The organism is Microbacterium lacus (assembly GCF_044794305.1).
Lineage (GTDB): Bacteria > Actinomycetota > Actinomycetes > Actinomycetales > Microbacteriaceae > Microbacterium > Microbacterium lacus_B.
Window position 1 is genome coordinate 1,561,369 of the sequence record NZ_CP084996.1, and the last position, 16,931, is coordinate 1,578,299.

A 16,931-nucleotide genomic window follows, 5' to 3' on the forward strand; every position below is an offset into this window, starting at 1 on the left:
CCACCTCGTCGCGTCTAGCCACTCAGCCGGTCGAGCTGCCGCACCCGCGACGACGTCACCGCGCGCCAACGCCCGGACGAGTCCCACCACGACGGACCTCTCACCTGCGGAACACCCGCGTTCATCCGAATCTGCCATTGCCCGGTGTCGAGCGTTCGGTGATGGTGCCAACAGAGCAGGACCCCGTTGTCGGTATGAGTCGGCCCGCCTCTCGCGTGCTCTTCGACGTGATGGATTTCGCACCATGACGCCGGCACGTCACAGCCGGGAATGATGCAGTTGCCGTCGCGAATCATGATCGCCCGCCGTTGATGGTGGGTGAAGACCCGATCGTCCACGCCGAGCGAGAGGATGCGACCGTTCTTGTCCATCACCACGCGCTCGATGCTGCCCGTGCAGGCCACCTGCCGCGCGACCGCGATCGACACCGGCTCGTCGACGCCGGCCACGTCTGCGCGTCCGACGCCTGACTCGAAGTCTTCGGCGCGCACCGAGACGATCAGAGTCGGCGCAGCCCCGCCGATGGTGGGCAGCTCACCCGCCCGAGCCGCGACGCTCAGTACGGTCGCCAGCGCGTCGTGCTGCTTCTGCGCACGAGTGCGGCGGTCATCGCTGCGCCCCGCGGCGTCGCCGTCGCGGCCCTCAGAGTCGACGAAGCGCGGACCGGACGCTGCGCAGCCGTCGACCTTAGGATTGAGGATGCTGTCGAAGAGGCGCTGGAGTTGGGCTGCGACCTCGGGTAGAACGTTGCCGTGCAGCGGAACAAGCCCATCGCGCGTCGCGCCGATCGTCATCCCGCGCTTGCGCATCGCGCGAGCGCCCATCGGCTCAGCCCCGTCGGGGTCGAGGTAGGCGACGAGCACCTGCGCCAGCAGACGCAGGTCTTGCCAGCGCGCGGGCGGGGCAGCGACCCCTCGCGCGGCCGCGGCGAGTTCACTCTCGGCTCGACTCAACACGTCTGCGCCGACCGCGTGACGCAGATCGGCCAGGGGCCCGATGAGCGCGCTCATGCCGTCGACCCCGACATCACCGCGCAACAGCGCCTCACGAAGAACCGGAAGGTCTGCCGGAAGCGTCTCACCCGAAGTCGGCGACACCCCCTCCCGCACCGTCGGAACGATCCGCGCGTACACCGCGGCGGTTGAAGGCGAACAGCGTGTGACCCGCTGCATGAGCTCGGACGTGTTGCGGCACCCGTGGGCCGTCGTGATGCGCTCATCGTGAGCGCGATAGTCCACCCGGTCTTGCACCTCGGCCGTTACCTCGACGAGAAACCCCTCGAGTCGCCGATGGATCATCGCGGCGGTGGCGGCAGCATCCAGAACATCACCGTCCGCCGCACCGCGAACGAGGCCCGCGCCGCGCACCTCGCCGAGCGCGATCTCTACCGCAGCATCGAGCTGCGCGAGCACGTCGGCGAGGTTGTTCATTCCCCGATTCAACACGGGGGCTCCGACATTCAGAGCCGTTCAAACCCGAGATCAGGCACAAGAAACAAAATCTGTGGATAACTCAAAACTGGCCAGCCTGTGCAGGAGAGGACGTCACACCTGGCGGTGAGTCAGAGCCCGCCTCTCACGCCACGCCCGCCACGCTCCGGTCGACCACAGCGCCCAGATCACGAGAAGGGGTTGAAAGAGCAGACGGATGCCGCGAGCGAGGTCGCTGTTGAGCCCGAACGCATCGGTGCCGCTGACGAACTGCTCGATATTGCCCGGGATCACCGCCATGAAGAACGCCGCAGTCACCCAGCCGATCGCGACGCGGTGACGCGGAAGAACGATGAGCGCGAGGCCCAGCGCGATCTCGACGATTCCGGAGGCGACGACCACGAAATCGACCGGCAACGGCAACCATTGCGGAACCTGCGCCACGAAGTCCTCGCGAGCGAACGTCAGATGGCCGATGCCGGCGAACAGGAGACCGGCGCCGAGAACCACGCGCGCGACCGCACGCACGATCGAGCCCATCACTCCCCCGCGACGACGCGCACGAGGCGGTCATCGCCCTCGACCGGGTCGCCGCGCCCGTCCGTATTGTTCGTGAGCACGAACAATCCGCCCCCCGGCGCGGGAATGACGTCGCGCAGACGCCCGTACTCCCCCGTCAGGTGGTCCGTTGCCACCGAGAGGTCATCCAGGTCGACCGAACGCAGTCGCTCGCCGCGGAGATTGGCGATGTACAGGATGCCTCCGGCCACGGCGATCCCGCTCGGGCTGGCTTCACCGGGCGACCACTGCTGGACCGGATCGACGAAGTCGGGGTTGCCCGCATCACCCTCGACGACCGGCCAGCCGTAGTTGGCACCGGCTTCGATGACGTTGAGTTCGTCCCAGGTGTTCTGACCGAACTCGGACGCGAACATCGTGCCGTCCTCTGCCCAGGCGATTCCCTGCACATTGCGATGGCCGGAGCTGTAGACGAACGAGCCGTCGATGGGGTTGTCACCGGGCACATCACCGTCCGGTGTCATCCGCAGGATCTTTCCACCGAGCGAATCGGGGTCTTGCGAGGCATCCGGGCGCCCGGCATCGCCGGTGCCGACGTAGAGCATTCCGTCCGGGCCGAAAGCGATCCGGCCGCCGTTGTGATTTCGTGCCCTCGGGATGCCGTCGATCACGGTCTCGGACCCGCCCAGACTCAGCGACCCCGGTTCACCCTGCAGTTCGACGCGCTGGATGCGGTTGTCGGTCATCGTCGTCAGATACACGTAGAGCTCGTCGACACCGTCATCGTCACGGTCGAGCGCGAGCCCGAGCAGCCCGCCCTCACCCTCACCCTCGGCGTCGGCAATCACCCCCGCTTCTCGAGTCGAACCGTCTTCGAGCACTTCGATGATCCGGCCCGAATCACGCTCGCTCACGAGGAATGATCCGCCTACCAGCACCACCGACCACGGAGCCTCGAGCCCCTTCGCGGCGACCTCTGTCGCGGGCGCGGTCGCCGCGGGGGTGACCGGGGTAGCACCGTCGGTGCTCTGTGAGGAGCATGCGCTGAGTACGCCGATCGTCAGGAGGACCACAAGTGTCGCTGCTCCGCTCCCGCCCACACGGTTCATGTACCCACGCTATGTCGGTTCACGAGCGCGAGGGCGGCACGGACGGATGCGCTGTTGTCGAGTCGGTGTGGCGAGAACAACGGAACTGCACCGTTCTTCCGTGGCCGGACCTCGCCCTTCCCACGCCTGCTAGCGTGCCGAACATGACCGTTACCCGGCCGTCCGCCCACGCCGAGACCGTCTCGGCGCAGGGCCGCGCCGCGCGCGGACCCGCGACTCGATTCACCCTCACAGCCGGTATGGGCATGATCGCGACAACCGCCGCGGGCGTCGCCCTCAGCCTCCCGCTGGTCTCTGTGCTCATCGCGGTCGGCGCGCTTGCGGTGGCGACGATCGTGTGCGCGATCATGCTGCGGCGCGAGCACCCGCACCCTCGCCTCGGATGGGCCAACGTCGTCACCCTCGTCCGCTTGACGATGGTCGCCGTCCTGCTCAGCGTGCTGCTCGCGGGCGGTGGCAACACGATCGTGGTCATCGTGTTGAGCGTGACCGCACTGAGCCTGGACGGCGTCGACGGCTATCTCGCGCGCCGCCAACGCCTCGAATCGAGCTTCGGCGCGCGATTCGACATGGAGGTCGACTCGGCGTTCGCTCTGGTGCTCTCACTACTGGCGACCCTGGGTCCGGCTGGACCCGCCGCGGTGGCCTTGGGTCTGCCGCGCTACCTGTTCTGGATTGCGGGCCGTGCGATGCCGTGGCTGAACGGGGAGCTGCCTCCGCGCCTGAGCCGCAAGGTCATCTGCGTCGTCCAGCTGATCGCGCTGATCATCCTGCAGCTCCCGTGGTTGCCCGCGATGGTGGCGCTAGGGATCGTCATGGCGACCGTGATGCTCCTGGCCTGGTCGTTCGGTGTCGACATCGCCACGCTGTGGCGTCGCCGGGGAGCGGCCGGTCGCGTGAGCGTCGATCGCCACGACGGCGTACGCGGACGAAAGGCCGCGATCCGCGTCGCGCAGGCCGTCGTCGCGGTGGCGCTGCTCGTGTTGCTCTGGCGCTTCGCCGATGGTCCCGATGCCGCGCGCATCCTCGCCACGGCGAATCCGTGGTGGCTCGCTCTCTCGGCGCTCCTGCTTCTGAGCTACACCGTTCTGGCGGCTCTGCGCTGGCGCGTCACAGCTGCGCCGCTCGGCATCGACCTCTCCCGCACAGAGGCGGTGAGCGAGTACTTTCTCGCACAACTGGTCAACTCGATCCTGCCGGGCGGAGTCATCGGCGACGCCGGGCGCGCTGCGCGTTCACGCCACCAGGCGGGCCTCGGGCCCGCCGCCGGTGCGGTCATCGTCGAACGCACGATCGGCCAACTCGCAATGCTCGCGACACTCGGCGCCGCGTTCGCCGTGACGGTCGCAGCGCCCGGAGGCCTGGAGTGGCCCCGGGGCATCGCGATCACGGTTGCCGCGGTAGTGAGCGGGTTCTGGATGCTCGTGCTCGTGCTCGCCGTCGGCGCGCGGCGCGTGCGCCCCGAGCCAGGATCCCGTCTCGCCCGCATCATCGACGGGCTGCGACGCTGTCTCGCCGAGCCGCGTATCGCATGGGCTCAGGTGGTGCTGAGCGCGGGGACGACGCTGTGCATCCTCGCCGCCTTCGCCTGCTGCGCCGCGGCGATCGGCGCGCCGCTGTCGCTGGCCGCGAGCATTGCGGTCGTCCCCCTCGTTCTGTTGGCCATGCTGCTGCCGATCTCGATCGGCGGCTGGGGAGTCCGCGAGGGTGCCGCGGTCGCGCTCCTGCCGATTGCGGGCATGACGGGTTCCGAAGCCTTCTCGACCAGCGCCGCGTTCGGACTGATGGCCCTGGTCGCGGCGCTTCCCGGTTTCGTCGCCATCTGGGCGAGGGGACGTGCCCAGCGGGTCGAAACCGTGCCAGGCTCAGAAGGCACCCGGATGCGGCATACTTCCCCCAAAGCTGGCCCCGAGGAGTTCTCATGACCGAAAAGCGCACCCTCTCACGACGCACACTGATCGGTGCCGGCATCATCGGAGCGGTCGGCATCGCCGGCGCCGCGTTCGGCCTCAGCCGGCTCGACCTCGGTGGACAGGGCGCTCAGGACCCACCGCGGGATGCCGCGCTGCAGCTGTCGTGGTTGCACTCGGCCCAGTTCGGGGGGAGCTATATCGCCCTCGACCGCGGGTGGTGGGCCGACAGCGGGCTAAACGTGTCGCTGTTGCAGGGCGGACCCAATGCACCGGTCGAACCACCGGTCGTGTCGGGGGCTGCGCTCATCGGCATATCGGCCGCGGACTACACCGCCGCGGCCGTCGCCGAGGGTGCACCGTTCAAGATCCTCGGCGTCGCTATGCAGAAGAACCCGTTCGTCATCGCGTCGCTGCCCGAACGACCCGTGAACGAACCGCGTGACATGGAGGGCATGCGCATCGGCATGGCGCTGGCCAACACGCCCGTGCTCGAGACGCTGTGCACGCTCAACGGTGTGGACATCGACGCGATCGAGATCGTGCCGACACAGTACTCGGCGCAGCCCTTGATCGCCGGCGAGGTGGACTGCCTGCTGTGCTGGGAGACCGACCTGCCGGTCGCCATGACGACCCAGGGCATCGAGAGTGTCACCATGCTGATGGCCGACTTCGGCTACGCACTGCACTCCCAGACCTACATCGCGACCGAGCAGAGTCTCGCCGAACGGCGCGATGACCTCGTCGCACTGATGGCCGGTGAGGTGCGCGGGTGGGAGGCGTTCCGCGCCGACACGGACGCGGCCGCCGAACTCAGCGTCGAGATGTTCCCCGACGCCGGCCTCGACCTCGAGACGCAGAAGCTGCAGGCCGCACGCCAGGTGCCGCTGATGTTCTCGCCGCTCACCGACGAGTTCGGTTTCGGGTGGTGGACCGACGAGACCGTGGCTGCCAACATCGAGACGCTCGCTCTTCTGGGGCAGTCGGTGCAGGCGAACCTCTGGGATCGGTCGATCCTCGAACAGGTCCATGGCCGTTGAACCCGGTCGCGCACCGACCGTCGCGATCGCCCAGGCTCGCAAGGTCTACCCCGGTGGCCTCGAGGCCGTCGCGCCGCTGGATCTGATCCTCGAGCCAGGACGCACGACGGCGTTGGTCGGGCCGTCCGGCTGCGGCAAGTCGACGCTGCTCAGGATGATCGCGGGATTGGAGGAGCCCACCGAAGGATCCGTCATGATCGACGGGGAGCATCCGGTCACCGTCGCCGAACGCGGAGAACTGGCGGTCGCCTTTCAAGACCCCTCTCTGTTGCCGTGGCGATCGGTGCGACGCAACATCGCTCTCGCACTCACCCTCGCGAGGCGACCGGTGGACGAGGGCGACATTGACAGGATGATCGCCCTGGTCGGGCTCGAGGGTTTCGACCACACCCGCCCTGCGGCACTGTCGGGCGGCATGCGTCAGCGCGCGGCGATCGCCAGGGCTCTGATCACCGAGCCGAGGCTCCTCCTGCTCGACGAGCCCTTCGGGGCCGTCGACGAGCTCACGCGGCAGGATCTCCTCGCCGAGCTGCCTCCGCTCTGGCGGCAGCGCGGAACGACGACGGTGCTCGTAACCCATTCCATTGCAGAGGCGGTACGCATTGCCGACCGTATCGTCGTGCTGAGCCCGCGACCGTCCCGCATCGCGGCCGACATTCCCGTGCCTCTGCCGCAGCCACGAGGCGCGGACATCGTGCACACCCTCGCATTCAGAGAGACGGTGGATGCCGTCACCGACGCGCTGACGCGCTCTCGCGGCGGCGAACTCGGCGGCGACGCGCCCGTCGCGAATGAACGCTTGTGACGGCGACTCTCAGCGCGCGACCGTCCCGCACCGGAATCGCCCGACGCGGGGAGACGGCCCTGGCGGTCGTCGTGCTGCTGGTCGCGTGGGAGATCTTCGCGCGTGTGATCAGCGGATCATTCGTTCTCGCCGCACCCAGTGAGGTTGTCGTCTCGCTCGTCGAGAATGCAGGGCTGCTGTCGCGTGCGCTCTTCGTGACGGGTGGCGCGGCGCTGGCGGGGTTCGTCATCGGCAACCTCGCGGCGATCGCGCTCGCCTGCGGGGCGCTGCTGCTCCCGCGCACGGAGCGCGTTGTGACCCTCGTCGCCCTGGTCGTCTTCTGCCTCCCTCTGGTGGCGACCGGTCCCGTGTTGCGAGTGCTGCTCGGCCCCGGAATGGGCCCGCAGGTCGTGCTGGCCAGCCTCGCCGTCTTTTACACGACGATGATCCCGGTGCTCGTCGGGCTGCGGGCCGCGCCCGGCGGCTGGTTCGACCTCGTCTGGAGCTACGGGCGCGGAGAGGGTGCCGCTCTGAGGTTCGTACGCGCCCGAGCGAGCCTTCCGTACCTGATCGCCGGGTTGCAGATCGCTGCCCCGGCCGCGTTCCTCGGCGCCATGGTCGGCGAGTTCACCGGGGCCGAAAGCGGTCTCGGCGTGCTGACCATCCGCGCGTCGCGTGATCTCGACGTCGAGCTCACCTGGGCCGTTGCGACCGTCGCCACTGTGGTCTCGATCCTCGCTTACGCGCTCATCGGTGCGATCGGGCGGAGGCTCGTGACCGAGTCGCCTCCCATCATCCTGGCGCCCACCCGCCCGCGCGTATCTCCCGGCCACCGATTGCGCACCTCGGTGATCGACGCCGCGGTGTTCGTGCTCGTGATCGTCGTGCTCTGGTGGGGCGGGATCATCGTCACAGATCTCGACTCGTTCTTCGCTCGAACGCCGATCGACGCCGTGCGCATTCTCGTGGGTGTCGACGACGAGGGTGCAGTGCGGGATGAGCTGTTCGCGGCTCTCGGTCAGACCGTGGCCCTCGCTGTGCCTGGGTACCTCGCCGGGTTGGCTGCCGGGGCCGGCATCGCGGTGCTTTTGGTGTGGGCACCTCGGGCGGCCGACGTCACGATGCCGGCCGCGATCGCTCTGCGTGCGGTGCCGATCGTAACGACCGCGCCCCTCATCGTGCTCCTTCTCGGCCGTGGGCCCGTCGGGGCGATCACTCTGGTGGCCATCATGGTGTTCTTCCCCACCCTTGTCGCGTGTCTGCAAGGGCTGGCCCAAGCGCCCGGACAGGCGCTGGATGTGCTGCGCAGCTATGCGGCACCGACGCGCACGCAGCTCGTGCGCGTGAGGATCCCGTCGATGCTCCCGGCCTTTTTCGCGGCAGCGCGGATGAGTGTTCCCGCCGCCGTGCTGGCTGTCACCGTCGTGGAATGGTTGGCCACTGGCACGGGGATCGGGAGCCTGATGGCGCTGGCAGCATCCCGATCCGGCTACGACCTGCTCGCCGGAGCCGTCGTGCTCGTCACCGCGCTGTCGGCGCTCGGCTATGCCGCCGTCGGCGCAATCGAATCACGTGTGCTGCGCGTCTATGCCCCGGAGCAACAGGCATGAGGCGGGCGGTGTTCGCCATTCCGGGCGACCTCAGCACCGTCACCGGTGGTTATCTCTACGAGCGACGGCTGCTCGAAGGCTTGCGCGAGATCGGCACCGATACCGCGCACCTCCCGCTGGGTTCGTCGTTCCCCGACCCGTCGCCGGACGACTCCGCGCACGCGGTCGCGGCGATGGAGGCGCTCGATCCCGCGCATCCGCTGATCGTCGACGGACTCGTCTTCGGCTCTCTCGCGACCGCCGGGCTAGCGCGCGCCCGGGCGCCGATCGTCGCGATGATTCACCATCCGCTCGCACACGAGGCGGGCCTGAGCGACGCTCGTCGGGAATACCTCATTCGCACCGAGCGCGACAACCTCGCGCTGGCACGCGCGGTGATCGTGCCGAGTCCCTTCACGGCGCGGATCCTGATCGACGAGTACGGTACTGACCCCGCGCGGATCACGGTCGCACGCCCGGGTACCGATCGCGTTGACGATGTCGTGCCCGGCATCGTGTCCGCAGGGCCGGCGCTGATCGTTTCAGTCGGCATCCAGCATCCGCGAAAGGGCCACGACGTGCTGCTGCGAGCGCTCGCGGAGCTATCCGACCTGCCCTGGACGGCCGTCATCGTCGGCTCGGCGTACGACCCGGTTCATGCCGCCGAACTCGCCACCCTGCACACCGAGCTCAGGCTCGAAGGTCGAGTGCGCTTTGCCGGCATCGTTTCGGTCGCCGAACGCGACGAGCTGTACCGCCTGGCCTCGGTTTTCGCGCTGGCCACTCGGTACGAGGGGTACGGCCTGGTCTTCGACGAAGCCCTCGCGCACGGTCTGCCCGTGGTGTCGTGTCGCGTCGGCGCCGTGCCCGAGACCGTGCGCCCCGATGCGGGTGTACTCGTGTCGCCGGACGATCCCCTGGCGTTCGCCGATGCACTTCGTGCAGTTCTCACCGACGACACACTCAGGATCAGGATGGCTCACGCCGCCGCTGAGGCCGGCTCGACCCTACCCGGTTGGCTCGACACGGCCCGCACCGCGCAAGCCGTGCTCGACGCGCTGGCGTGAGGTGCGCTTCCTACCGTCCGCGGCTAGCTCCCCTCGGGCAGTCGCCACTCGGCGACGAACGCCGCGACGCTCTTGGTCTCGAGGTCGGCGCGTACCCGCTGGTGCAACTGGTCCGCTTCGACGATGGACCCGGCCGAAACCCGCAGCACTTCGCGACCCGTCGCCCGGCGCGTCACGACCAGGTCGTTGGCCGATGGCCCCGATCCGTGGTCGCCGGTGATCAGACCCATCACCGCGATGAGCACCGCTCGCACGATCTTGACGACCCGCGTGCCGGGTCGGGTGACGATCTCGACGTCGAGGTGCCGGGACGCGGGCTCGAAGTCGTGCGCAGCATCGTGCATCCTTCAATACTGCCGCGCTCCCGAGTATCCGCGCGCGACCTCGCCAGACGGTACAGCTGCAATCACCGGACCCGCGAACCACTCTCGGGCCGTCGCCAACGCCACGCGGCGCGAGGGCATGAACCAGTGGAAGAAGCCCCAGCGCGCGATCCACGCCACCCACCCGGTGAGCTGTACGCCGTAGAGTTCTGCTGCTCCGCGACCGACCCCGAAGCTCGCGCCTTGACCGAGCCCCGGAAAGCGGAACGGCGCAGGGCGGCGCCCGCGAAGCTTTCGCAGGACGTTCGCGCCGATGCGCTTCCCGTGGAAGATCGCCCACAGCGCGTTGGTGGGGCACGCGCCACGGCCGGACGGATGCGGCACAGCGGCGGAGTCTCCCCCCGCCCACACGTGCGGCGCGACGCGCAGATATCGGTCCGTGATCGCCCGGCCCGCAGCATCCCTCGGCAGTCCCTCGGTCCCTGCCAGCGCGACGGGCGCCTGCCCGATCGCCGAGACGACTGTTGCCGAAGCGATGAACGACCCGTCCCTCAACTGGGCTCCGGCGGGAGTGACCGACACGACCCGCACGCCCCCGCGCATCTCCACGCCGGAGGCCACGACATGACGCGCTGAGTAGTCGGCGACTCGTGCGAAGCGAGGGCGCAACTCAGACAGCAGTGACGAGCCCGAGTGCACCAGCACAACTCGCGCGCGCTCCCCGGCGAGCGCGGGTGTCGCATCGAGCGCCGCGCGCAGCCTCTGGGCGATCGCGGTCGATGCTTCGGCCCCCGCAAACCCTCCGCCGGCGACGGCGACGGTCAGCAGACGGGCACGCTCAACGGAATCGGAGATACTCGCGGCGTCGGAAACGACCTCGGCGAGATGAGCGTTCAGCGCCTCGAGTCCGCCGTCATCTTTCAGCGACCAGCCGTGCTCGCGCAGCCCCGGCACGCGTTCGCGCGCATCGCGGCTTCCGACACCGATGACGAGTTCGTCGTACCGGAAGACACGGATGCCGCGTTCCTCGACGACCTGTACCTCTCGGTTCTCCAGATCGACGTGAGTGACAACGCCGCGCACGAGGCGCACTCCGGGAAGGAGTTCCGCGAGCGCCACACGTGCACGATGCTCACGCACGTGCCCGGTGATGACCTCCGCGGTCCATCCGTGGAAGCCGTGCACATCGCTTGCCGACACCAGCGTCACCCGGACGTCGTCGTGCACTCCCCGGCGCTGCGCTCGCGCGATTCTGCGCGCAGCCCAGACTCCGGTGTATCCGCCACCCAGTACCAGCACCTCGATGGCCATGTCACGCCGCCTGTTCGACGGCGACCGCGTCAGGCCAGTGCGTCGGGCGCCCGAACGACAGCGGATCAGCGAGCGTGAAGCCCAGATGCGCGAACCGCCGAGCCGCATCGCGCATGCGCAGCGCGTGGTCGACGCTCGCCTGACCAACGGCGTCGACGGCATCAGCGGCGTTGCCCGAGAACGCCATAAGCATTGTTTCGCACAGGCACGCGTACGCGAGACCGCGCGGCAGTCCGATATCACCGCGAATCCGGATGCCGGGAACCGCCGCCACCCCGCCGTCCACAACGAGCACGTCGGGACGTTCGGTCATGAGGGCCGGATCCGTGTTGCGGGGCTGCGTGTCGTCAAGGACGATCGCACCCGGCCGAAGGTGTTCAGAGCGCAGTACCGCGTCGGTTGCCGAGGTCAGCACGACGACCAGGTCGGCATCGCGCACAGCATCCATCGACGTCGTCGCGCGCACCGAGACTCCCGTGCCCCGCTCGGCGAACTCGGCCGCGAGAATGTCCAGACGCCGCTCGTTTCGAGCGATGAGCGTGAGGTCAGTCCCGATCGGCTCGTCAGCGAGAAGGCGCACGACGCAGGTGCCGACACTTCCGGTTGCTCCGATGATCGCGATGTGCCCGCCGCGTGCGGCCGGCAGCAGCCTGCGAATCGCCTCGACCGTGAGGTAGGCGGTGAACGCATTGCCGGTCGTCATCGCGATACCGGGGCGTTCGCGCAGCATCCGTCCTGCTCCGCTCGCGGGTGCGGTGAGCGCACCCAGCCCCACGATCTCAGCGCCGAGCGCCTCGGCCCGGTCGATCGCAGCCTCGATCCTGCCGACCACCCAGCGCCGATTTTCGGCAAGCATCTGGCGAGCGCCGACCGGCACCACGATCACTGACCCTGCGGGACCGGCATCGGTGTCTGCACGGTGGACGTTCGCCAGAGTGATGGGGGGCACGGGCAGATTGCGAAGCCCCCACCCCCACGCCGAGTCCGGGATCAATCCCAGCGGCCGCCAGATGCGTGCCATATCGGTCGCCACCTGCGCGCGCGGATGCACGAGGAAAGCGAAGCGGCGAGCAGCAGGTGCGGTATCGGGTGAAGGGGCGGTTTCGGTCACGACAGGTCCTCTCGACGGGCTTGCCGTGAGAGAGCAGGATGCTGGGCGCCTGATACGGGACCGTCACACAGCAGCCGGCAGCGTGGTCGACCCTGGCAGCACCTCCCGCAAGAGATCGTCCATGGTCACGATGCCGAGCAGACGACCTGAGTCGACCACCGTTGCCAGCTGGACGCGGCCTCGACGCATCCGGGCGAGGGTGTCGTATGCGGAGGTATCGGGAGTTGCCACGAGGGCGTCCCGAGCGATCTCCATTGCAGGGGTCTGCGCATCGACGGCGAGCGTATCGCGCACATGCGCAACCCGACAGTCGGGACCGGTGCCCACAAGGATGCGGAGGTGCCCGGAGGACGCCGCCACCGCCTGGATGTCGGCTGCGGTGGCTGTCACCGGCACCGAGGTGGGGACTCGGTCGGTGCGGACGATGTCGCCCACGGTGAGCGTCCCCAGAGCGATGGCGCGAGCGATCGGCGCAGAGAACTGCTCTTCGAGCGTCCCCGCGGCGCGGGAGTGCGCCACCAGCTGACGAATGGTGTCGATGTCTTGACCACCCGCAGCAGCCTTCTCAACCGGTTCGACTCCCGAAGCCTTCACGAGGCGGTTTGCGATGTGGTTGATCCAGAGCAGGAACGGACGCAGCGGCCAGGTCATCGCGCGGGCTGTGAGGCCGGTCGCCTTCGCCGCGACTTCGGGATGGGCGATGGCCCACGACTTCGGAGCCATCTCGCCGATCACGAGGTGCAGGAAGGTGACGATGATGAGCGCGAGCATGAAGGCAATGACACCCGACAGGGCTGCGGGCAGCCCCCACTGCTCCAGCACAGGTGCGAGCGCGTAGTCGATCGCCGGCTTTGTGATGGCACCGAGCAAGAACGTGCAGGCCGTGATGCCCAACTGCGCGAACGCAAGCATGACGGTCAGCTCGTTCATTCCGCGCAGGGCAGCGCGGGCCGACGCGCTGTATTCGGCTTCGGCTTCGAGCCGGTGTCGGCGCGCGGCGAGCAGAGCGAACTCCACGATGACGAAGAACGCGCTTGCCAGAATCAGAACGATCGTGATGATCGTGACCATCCACCAACTCATCGGGTCACCTCCTCATCCGGGAGGTCGACAGGGGTACTCGCATCGTCGCCCCCGTCAGCAGAATCTTGATCGTTCTCGCTCAGCCTCACAACGATTTGAGAGGGCACATGGCGCTCGACCTCGGTCACTTCGATGTCGAGCCAACGTTCGATCCGCAATCCCTGCACGGTCTCCGACGCCTTCTCGGGGAGGACGATGCGCACCGTCCCTCCCTCGGGAACGAGGTCGCCGTACTCGCTGATGATGAGGCCGGCGATGGTTTCGGAGTCTCCGCGCGGCAGGTCGTGTCCGATGAGGCGTTCGACCTCGTCGAGATGCACGTCTCCGGGAAGGGTCCAGTGATCGTCGCCGACGTTGACCACTTCGTGGATGTCGAGATCGTGCTCGTCCGAGATCTCGCCGATGACTTCCTCGGTGAGGTCCTCGATGGTGAGGATGCCGTCGAAGTTGCCGTACTCATCCACCACGCAGGCCATCTCGTTACGCGTCTGCCGCATCCGGTCCAGTGCCACCGGCAGTTGCATCGTGGTCGGAATGACCACGGCGGCACGCATGGCTGTCGACACGGGCGCCTCGTCGTCATGCGGGCCGCGCAGCAAGTCGATGAGTTCGACGACGCCGACGGGGTCGTCTTCGTCGCCGATCACCGGGTATCGCGTGTGTCCGGTCGACATGAGAGCCCGGACTTCGCCGATGGTGGTGTCGGGTGAGATCGAGTCGACACGGGATCGCGGAACCATCGCGTGCTCGGCGTCGCGCTGCGGGAAGTCGAGGATGCGGTCGATGATCATCGAAAGATCGTCCGGAAGGTCACCACTGGCCCGGGACTCCTCGATGATCGCTGCCAGGTCGCGCGCGGTCGCGCTCTCATCGACATCTTCGAGGGGTTCGATGCGCAGCAACTTCAGCAGAGCGTTGGCGGCGACGTCGAACACCGTGATGAGCCATCCGAATGCCAGCAGATAAATGCGCGTCGGCATGGCGAGCGCTCGAGCCAAGGGCTCGGGGTTCGCAATCGCGAGGTTCTTCGGGTATAGCTCGCCGAAGATCATCGTGACGACCGTTGCCAGCAGGAGGGCGCCGATCGTTCCGATGAGGATGGATGCCGCGGGGTCGAGGCCGGTTCCGCCCAGAAGCGTGCCGATCGACTGTCCGATCAGGGGCTCGGCGACGTATCCGATCAGCAGACCCGTGACGGTGATGCCGAGCTGAGCTCCGGACAGCATGAACGAGGTGCGCTTGGTGATCGCGAGCACGCGCTTGGCCTGTGCATCGCCTTTCTCAGCGAGCGCCGCCATGCGGGAACGATCTACCGACATGTAGGCGAACTCCTGCGCCACGAAGAAGCCGCAGGCGGCAATGATCGCCAGAGTGATCAGCACGCCGACCAACAGGGTCAGCGTTGCCTCCAGCATCCGAATTCACCCCCTCGAAGGTTGAGGGGGTAGGGTGTTCGACCCTCCTGGTCAGAGGAGGTACGACGATGGCTCACGGGGATTCTCTCTCGTGGGTCAGAAACGGGTGTGGTCAATCGTACGTCGTAGGCAATCTGCTCCAGCCGAGAGTTAGCCGAACGAAGCGGTCACAGCGTGGGAACACGGCTCCGAAAAAGAATCACAAAAAGATAACGTCAGCCTCTTCCCTTCCGTTACCTCACCGTTATAGAGTGCAGGCACGGTAGTTGTTTTGCTGTGGCAGCTACCGGACATGTGATTGCAGGACACTCTTGGTGCAGGGACAAGGGCCGGTTGGGAGCCTCTCCAACCGGCCCTTACTCTTGCCCCGTCACAGAGCAACCGCCACACGACCCCACGCGCTACGGTGAAACGGTGAGCGCACCCATCGATGCCACCGAAACATCCGCCTGGGCAGAACTCGAGAGCCACCGTGCCTCGTTCGCCCCAGACCTGCGCACCTGGTTCGCAGACGACCCCGACCGCGTCGAGCGCCTGAGCCTGCCGCTCGCCGAGCTGCACGTCGACCTGTCGAAGAACCTCGTCACCGACGACATCCTCGCGAGCCTCGTGCGCCTGGCCGAACAGACCGGCGTCGCCCAGCACTACGCCGCGATGCTCGCGGGCGAGCACATCAACACTTCTGAAGATCGTGCCGTCCTGCACACCGCCCTCCGGCGCCCGCCGGGCGCCTCGCCCGCGCTGAGCGTCGACGGTCAGCCGATCGACGATGACGTGCAGAAGGTGCTCGCCGAGATGGATGCCTTCGCCGAGCGTGTGCGTACCGGCGACTGGCGCGGCATCACCGGCAAGAAGGTCGAAACCGTCGTCAACATCGGCATCGGCGGGTCCGACCTCGGACCGTACATGATCTTCGAAGCGTTGAAGCCCTACGCGGATGCCGGGATTGCGGCCCGGTTCGTCTCCAACATCGACCCGGCCGACCTTGCTCTCAAGACTGCCGGGCTCGACCCTGAGACGACGCTGTTCATCGTCGCGTCCAAGACCTTCACGACCCTCGAGACCCTCACCAACGCCCGGATGGCCCGGGACTGGCTGTGGGCGGGGCTCGAGGCATCCGGAATCATCACCGACGACGAAAGCGACCGCGCAAACGCCGTTGCGCACCACTTCGTCGCCGTCTCCACCGCGCTCGACAAGGTCGAGGCCTTCGGCATCGACCCGACCAACGCCTTCGGGTTCTGGGACTGGGTCGGCGGGCGCTACTCCGTCGATTCGGCCATCGGCCTTTCGCTGGTGATCACCCTCGGACCGGATGCGTTCCGAGGGTTGCTCGCGGGCTTCCACGCCGTCGACGAGCACGTCGCCCACACGCCGCTCGCGCAGAACGTGCCGGTCGTCATGGGCCTGCTCAACGTCTGGTACACGAACTTCCTGGGCGCGCAGACCCACGCGGTCCTCCCCTACGCGCAGCAGCTGCACCGCTTCGCGGCCTACCTGCAGCAGCTCACGATGGAGTCCAACGGCAAGTCGGTGCGGTGGGACGGCTCGCCCGTCACGACCGACACCGGCGAGGTCTTCTGGGGCGAGCCGGGAACGAACGGTCAGCACGCGTTCTATCAGTTGATCCACCAGGGCACCCGCTTGATCCCGGCCGATTTCATCGCGTTCGTCAACCCCGCCTTCCCGACGCAGGCCGAGGGTCAGGACGTGCACGCGCTCTTCCTTGCGAACTTCCTCGCGCAGACCAAGGCTCTCGCGTTCGGCAAGACCGCCGAAGAAGTCGAAGCTGAAGGCACCACCGGCGCCCTGGTCGCCGCCCGCACGTTCGCGGGCAACCGCCCGACGACGTCGATCTTCGCGCCCGCGCTGACCCCGAAAGTGCTCGGCGAGCTCATCGCCCTGTACGAGCACATCACCTTCACTCAGGGATTGATCTGGGGCGTGAACTCGTTCGACCAGTGGGGCGTCGAACTCGGCAAGCAGCTGGCCATGCAGATCGCGCCGGCTCTCGAGGGTGACGCGTCGGCGATCGATGCTCAGGATGCCTCGACCCGCTCCCTCCTCGACTATTACCGCGAGCACCGCACCCAGCCATAGGCCACCTTCGGCACCGACCCCTAGGTCGCTTCGGGAGGAAGCGCAAGTCCCTTGCCGCCCCATCGGGAATGCCGAAGAGTCGAACGATGGTATTCCTCGGCTACCACGCCTCCCACGAACAAGTTCCCCCTAGCAAACTC

The 16,931-nt window shown here is 67.7% G+C and carries 14 protein-coding genes; 6 read left to right on the top strand and 8 right to left on the bottom strand.

Annotated features, from left to right (window positions below; all coding sequences use genetic code 11):
* Positions 1–14 precede the first annotated feature (14 nt).
* From LG299_RS07620 to LG299_RS07630, 3 genes are all read right to left on the bottom strand, one after another.
* Complete coding sequence (locus tag LG299_RS07620; RefSeq protein ID WP_404434487.1) at positions 15–1,430, bottom strand: DUF222 domain-containing protein; 1,416 nt, start codon at positions 1,428–1,430, stop codon at positions 15–17.
* A gap of 114 nt (positions 1,431–1,544) precedes the next feature.
* A complete protein-coding gene (locus LG299_RS07625; RefSeq protein ID WP_404434488.1) occupies positions 1,545–1,970 on the bottom strand; it encodes a hypothetical protein in 426 nt (141 codons plus the stop codon).
* Positions 1,970–3,058 (bottom strand): PQQ-dependent sugar dehydrogenase, encoded by a 1,089-nt coding sequence (locus tag LG299_RS07630; RefSeq protein ID WP_404434490.1) that lies wholly within the window; start codon positions 3,056–3,058, stop codon positions 1,970–1,972. Before LG299_RS07630 ends, LG299_RS07625 begins: the two co-directional genes overlap by 1 nt.
* 143 nt (positions 3,059–3,201) lie before the next feature.
* On the opposite strand from LG299_RS07630, the gene LG299_RS07635 reads away from it, so the two are divergent.
* Genes LG299_RS07635 through LG299_RS07655 form a run of 5 tightly spaced genes read left to right on the top strand, consistent with a single transcriptional unit; the run spans position 3,202 to position 9,448 of the window.
* Positions 3,202–4,983: a lysylphosphatidylglycerol synthase domain-containing protein gene (locus tag LG299_RS07635; protein WP_404434492.1), complete on the top strand. Its 1,782-nt coding sequence runs from the start codon at positions 3,202–3,204 to the stop codon at positions 4,981–4,983.
* Positions 4,980–6,008 carry an ABC transporter substrate-binding protein gene (locus LG299_RS07640; protein WP_404434493.1) on the top strand — a complete coding sequence of 343 codons (1,029 nt, stop codon included), beginning with the start codon at positions 4,980–4,982 and terminating at the stop codon, positions 6,006–6,008. The genes LG299_RS07635 and LG299_RS07640 overlap by 4 nt, the downstream gene beginning before the upstream one ends.
* On the top strand, positions 5,998–6,813 hold the full coding sequence (locus LG299_RS07645) for an ABC transporter ATP-binding protein (protein ID WP_404434495.1): 816 nt from the start codon (positions 5,998–6,000) through the stop codon (positions 6,811–6,813). Before LG299_RS07640 ends, LG299_RS07645 begins: the two co-directional genes overlap by 11 nt.
* Positions 6,810–8,402, top strand: a complete 1,593-nt coding sequence (locus LG299_RS07650; protein ID WP_404434497.1) for an ABC transporter permease — start codon at positions 6,810–6,812, stop codon at positions 8,400–8,402. The genes LG299_RS07645 and LG299_RS07650 overlap by 4 nt, the downstream gene beginning before the upstream one ends.
* Before the next feature lie 8 nt (positions 8,403–8,410).
* Positions 8,411–9,448 (top strand): glycosyltransferase family 4 protein, encoded by a 1,038-nt coding sequence (locus LG299_RS07655; protein ID WP_404434498.1) that lies wholly within the window; start codon positions 8,411–8,413, stop codon positions 9,446–9,448.
* Between the two features lie 23 nt (positions 9,449–9,471).
* Here LG299_RS07655 and LG299_RS07660 read toward each other — a convergent pair whose 3' ends face one another.
* The 5 genes from LG299_RS07660 to LG299_RS07680 all read right to left on the bottom strand — a co-directional run bounded on the left by LG299_RS07660 (position 9,472) and on the right by LG299_RS07680 (position 14,691).
* A complete protein-coding gene (locus LG299_RS07660) occupies positions 9,472–9,792 on the bottom strand; it encodes a hypothetical protein (protein ID WP_404434499.1) in 321 nt (106 codons plus the stop codon).
* A 3-nt stretch (positions 9,793–9,795) separates the two neighbouring features.
* The gene (locus tag LG299_RS07665; protein WP_404434501.1) at positions 9,796–11,082 is read right to left on the bottom strand and encodes an NAD(P)/FAD-dependent oxidoreductase; all 1,287 of its coding nucleotides are present in this window, start codon (positions 11,080–11,082) and stop codon (positions 9,796–9,798) included.
* Position 11,083: 1 nt separating this feature from the next.
* Positions 11,084–12,193, bottom strand: a complete 1,110-nt coding sequence (locus LG299_RS07670; protein WP_404434502.1) for a semialdehyde dehydrogenase — start codon at positions 12,191–12,193, stop codon at positions 11,084–11,086.
* A 63-nt stretch (positions 12,194–12,256) separates the two neighbouring features.
* The gene (locus LG299_RS07675) at positions 12,257–13,276 is read right to left on the bottom strand and encodes a hemolysin family protein (protein WP_404434504.1); all 1,020 of its coding nucleotides are present in this window, start codon (positions 13,274–13,276) and stop codon (positions 12,257–12,259) included.
* Positions 13,273–14,691 (bottom strand): hemolysin family protein, encoded by a 1,419-nt coding sequence (locus LG299_RS07680; RefSeq protein ID WP_404434505.1) that lies wholly within the window; start codon positions 14,689–14,691, stop codon positions 13,273–13,275. The genes LG299_RS07675 and LG299_RS07680 overlap by 4 nt, the downstream gene beginning before the upstream one ends.
* 414 nt (positions 14,692–15,105) lie before the next feature.
* Here LG299_RS07680 and pgi point away from each other — a divergent pair, with 414 nt between their 5' ends.
* On the top strand, positions 15,106–16,791 hold the full coding sequence (gene pgi / locus LG299_RS07685; protein ID WP_404434506.1) for a glucose-6-phosphate isomerase: 1,686 nt from the start codon (positions 15,106–15,108) through the stop codon (positions 16,789–16,791).
* Positions 16,792–16,931 lie beyond the last annotated feature (140 nt).

Bases quoted from the DNA above. Each gene is read 5' to 3' on its own strand.
- LG299_RS07620 (WP_404434487.1), bottom strand. From the start codon at position 1,430: ATGAACAACCTCGCCGACGTGCTCGCGCAGCTCGATGCTGCGGTAGAG.
- LG299_RS07625 (WP_404434488.1), bottom strand. From the start codon at position 1,970: ATGGGCTCGATCGTGCGTGCGGTCGCGCGCGTGGTTCTCGGCGCCGGT.
- LG299_RS07630 (WP_404434490.1), bottom strand. From the start codon at position 3,058: ATGAACCGTGTGGGCGGGAGCGGAGCAGCGACACTTGTGGTCCTCCTG.
- LG299_RS07635 (WP_404434492.1), top strand. From the start codon at position 3,202: ATGACCGTTACCCGGCCGTCCGCCCACGCCGAGACCGTCTCGGCGCAG.
- LG299_RS07640 (WP_404434493.1), top strand. From the start codon at position 4,980: ATGACCGAAAAGCGCACCCTCTCACGACGCACACTGATCGGTGCCGGC.
- LG299_RS07645 (WP_404434495.1), top strand. From the start codon at position 5,998: ATGGCCGTTGAACCCGGTCGCGCACCGACCGTCGCGATCGCCCAGGCT.
- LG299_RS07660 (WP_404434499.1), bottom strand. From the start codon at position 9,792: ATGCACGATGCTGCGCACGACTTCGAGCCCGCGTCCCGGCACCTCGAC.
- LG299_RS07665 (WP_404434501.1), bottom strand. From the start codon at position 11,082: ATGGCCATCGAGGTGCTGGTACTGGGTGGCGGATACACCGGAGTCTGG.
- LG299_RS07675 (WP_404434504.1), bottom strand. From the start codon at position 13,276: ATGAGTTGGTGGATGGTCACGATCATCACGATCGTTCTGATTCTGGCA.
- LG299_RS07680 (WP_404434505.1), bottom strand. From the start codon at position 14,691: ATGCTGGAGGCAACGCTGACCCTGTTGGTCGGCGTGCTGATCACTCTG.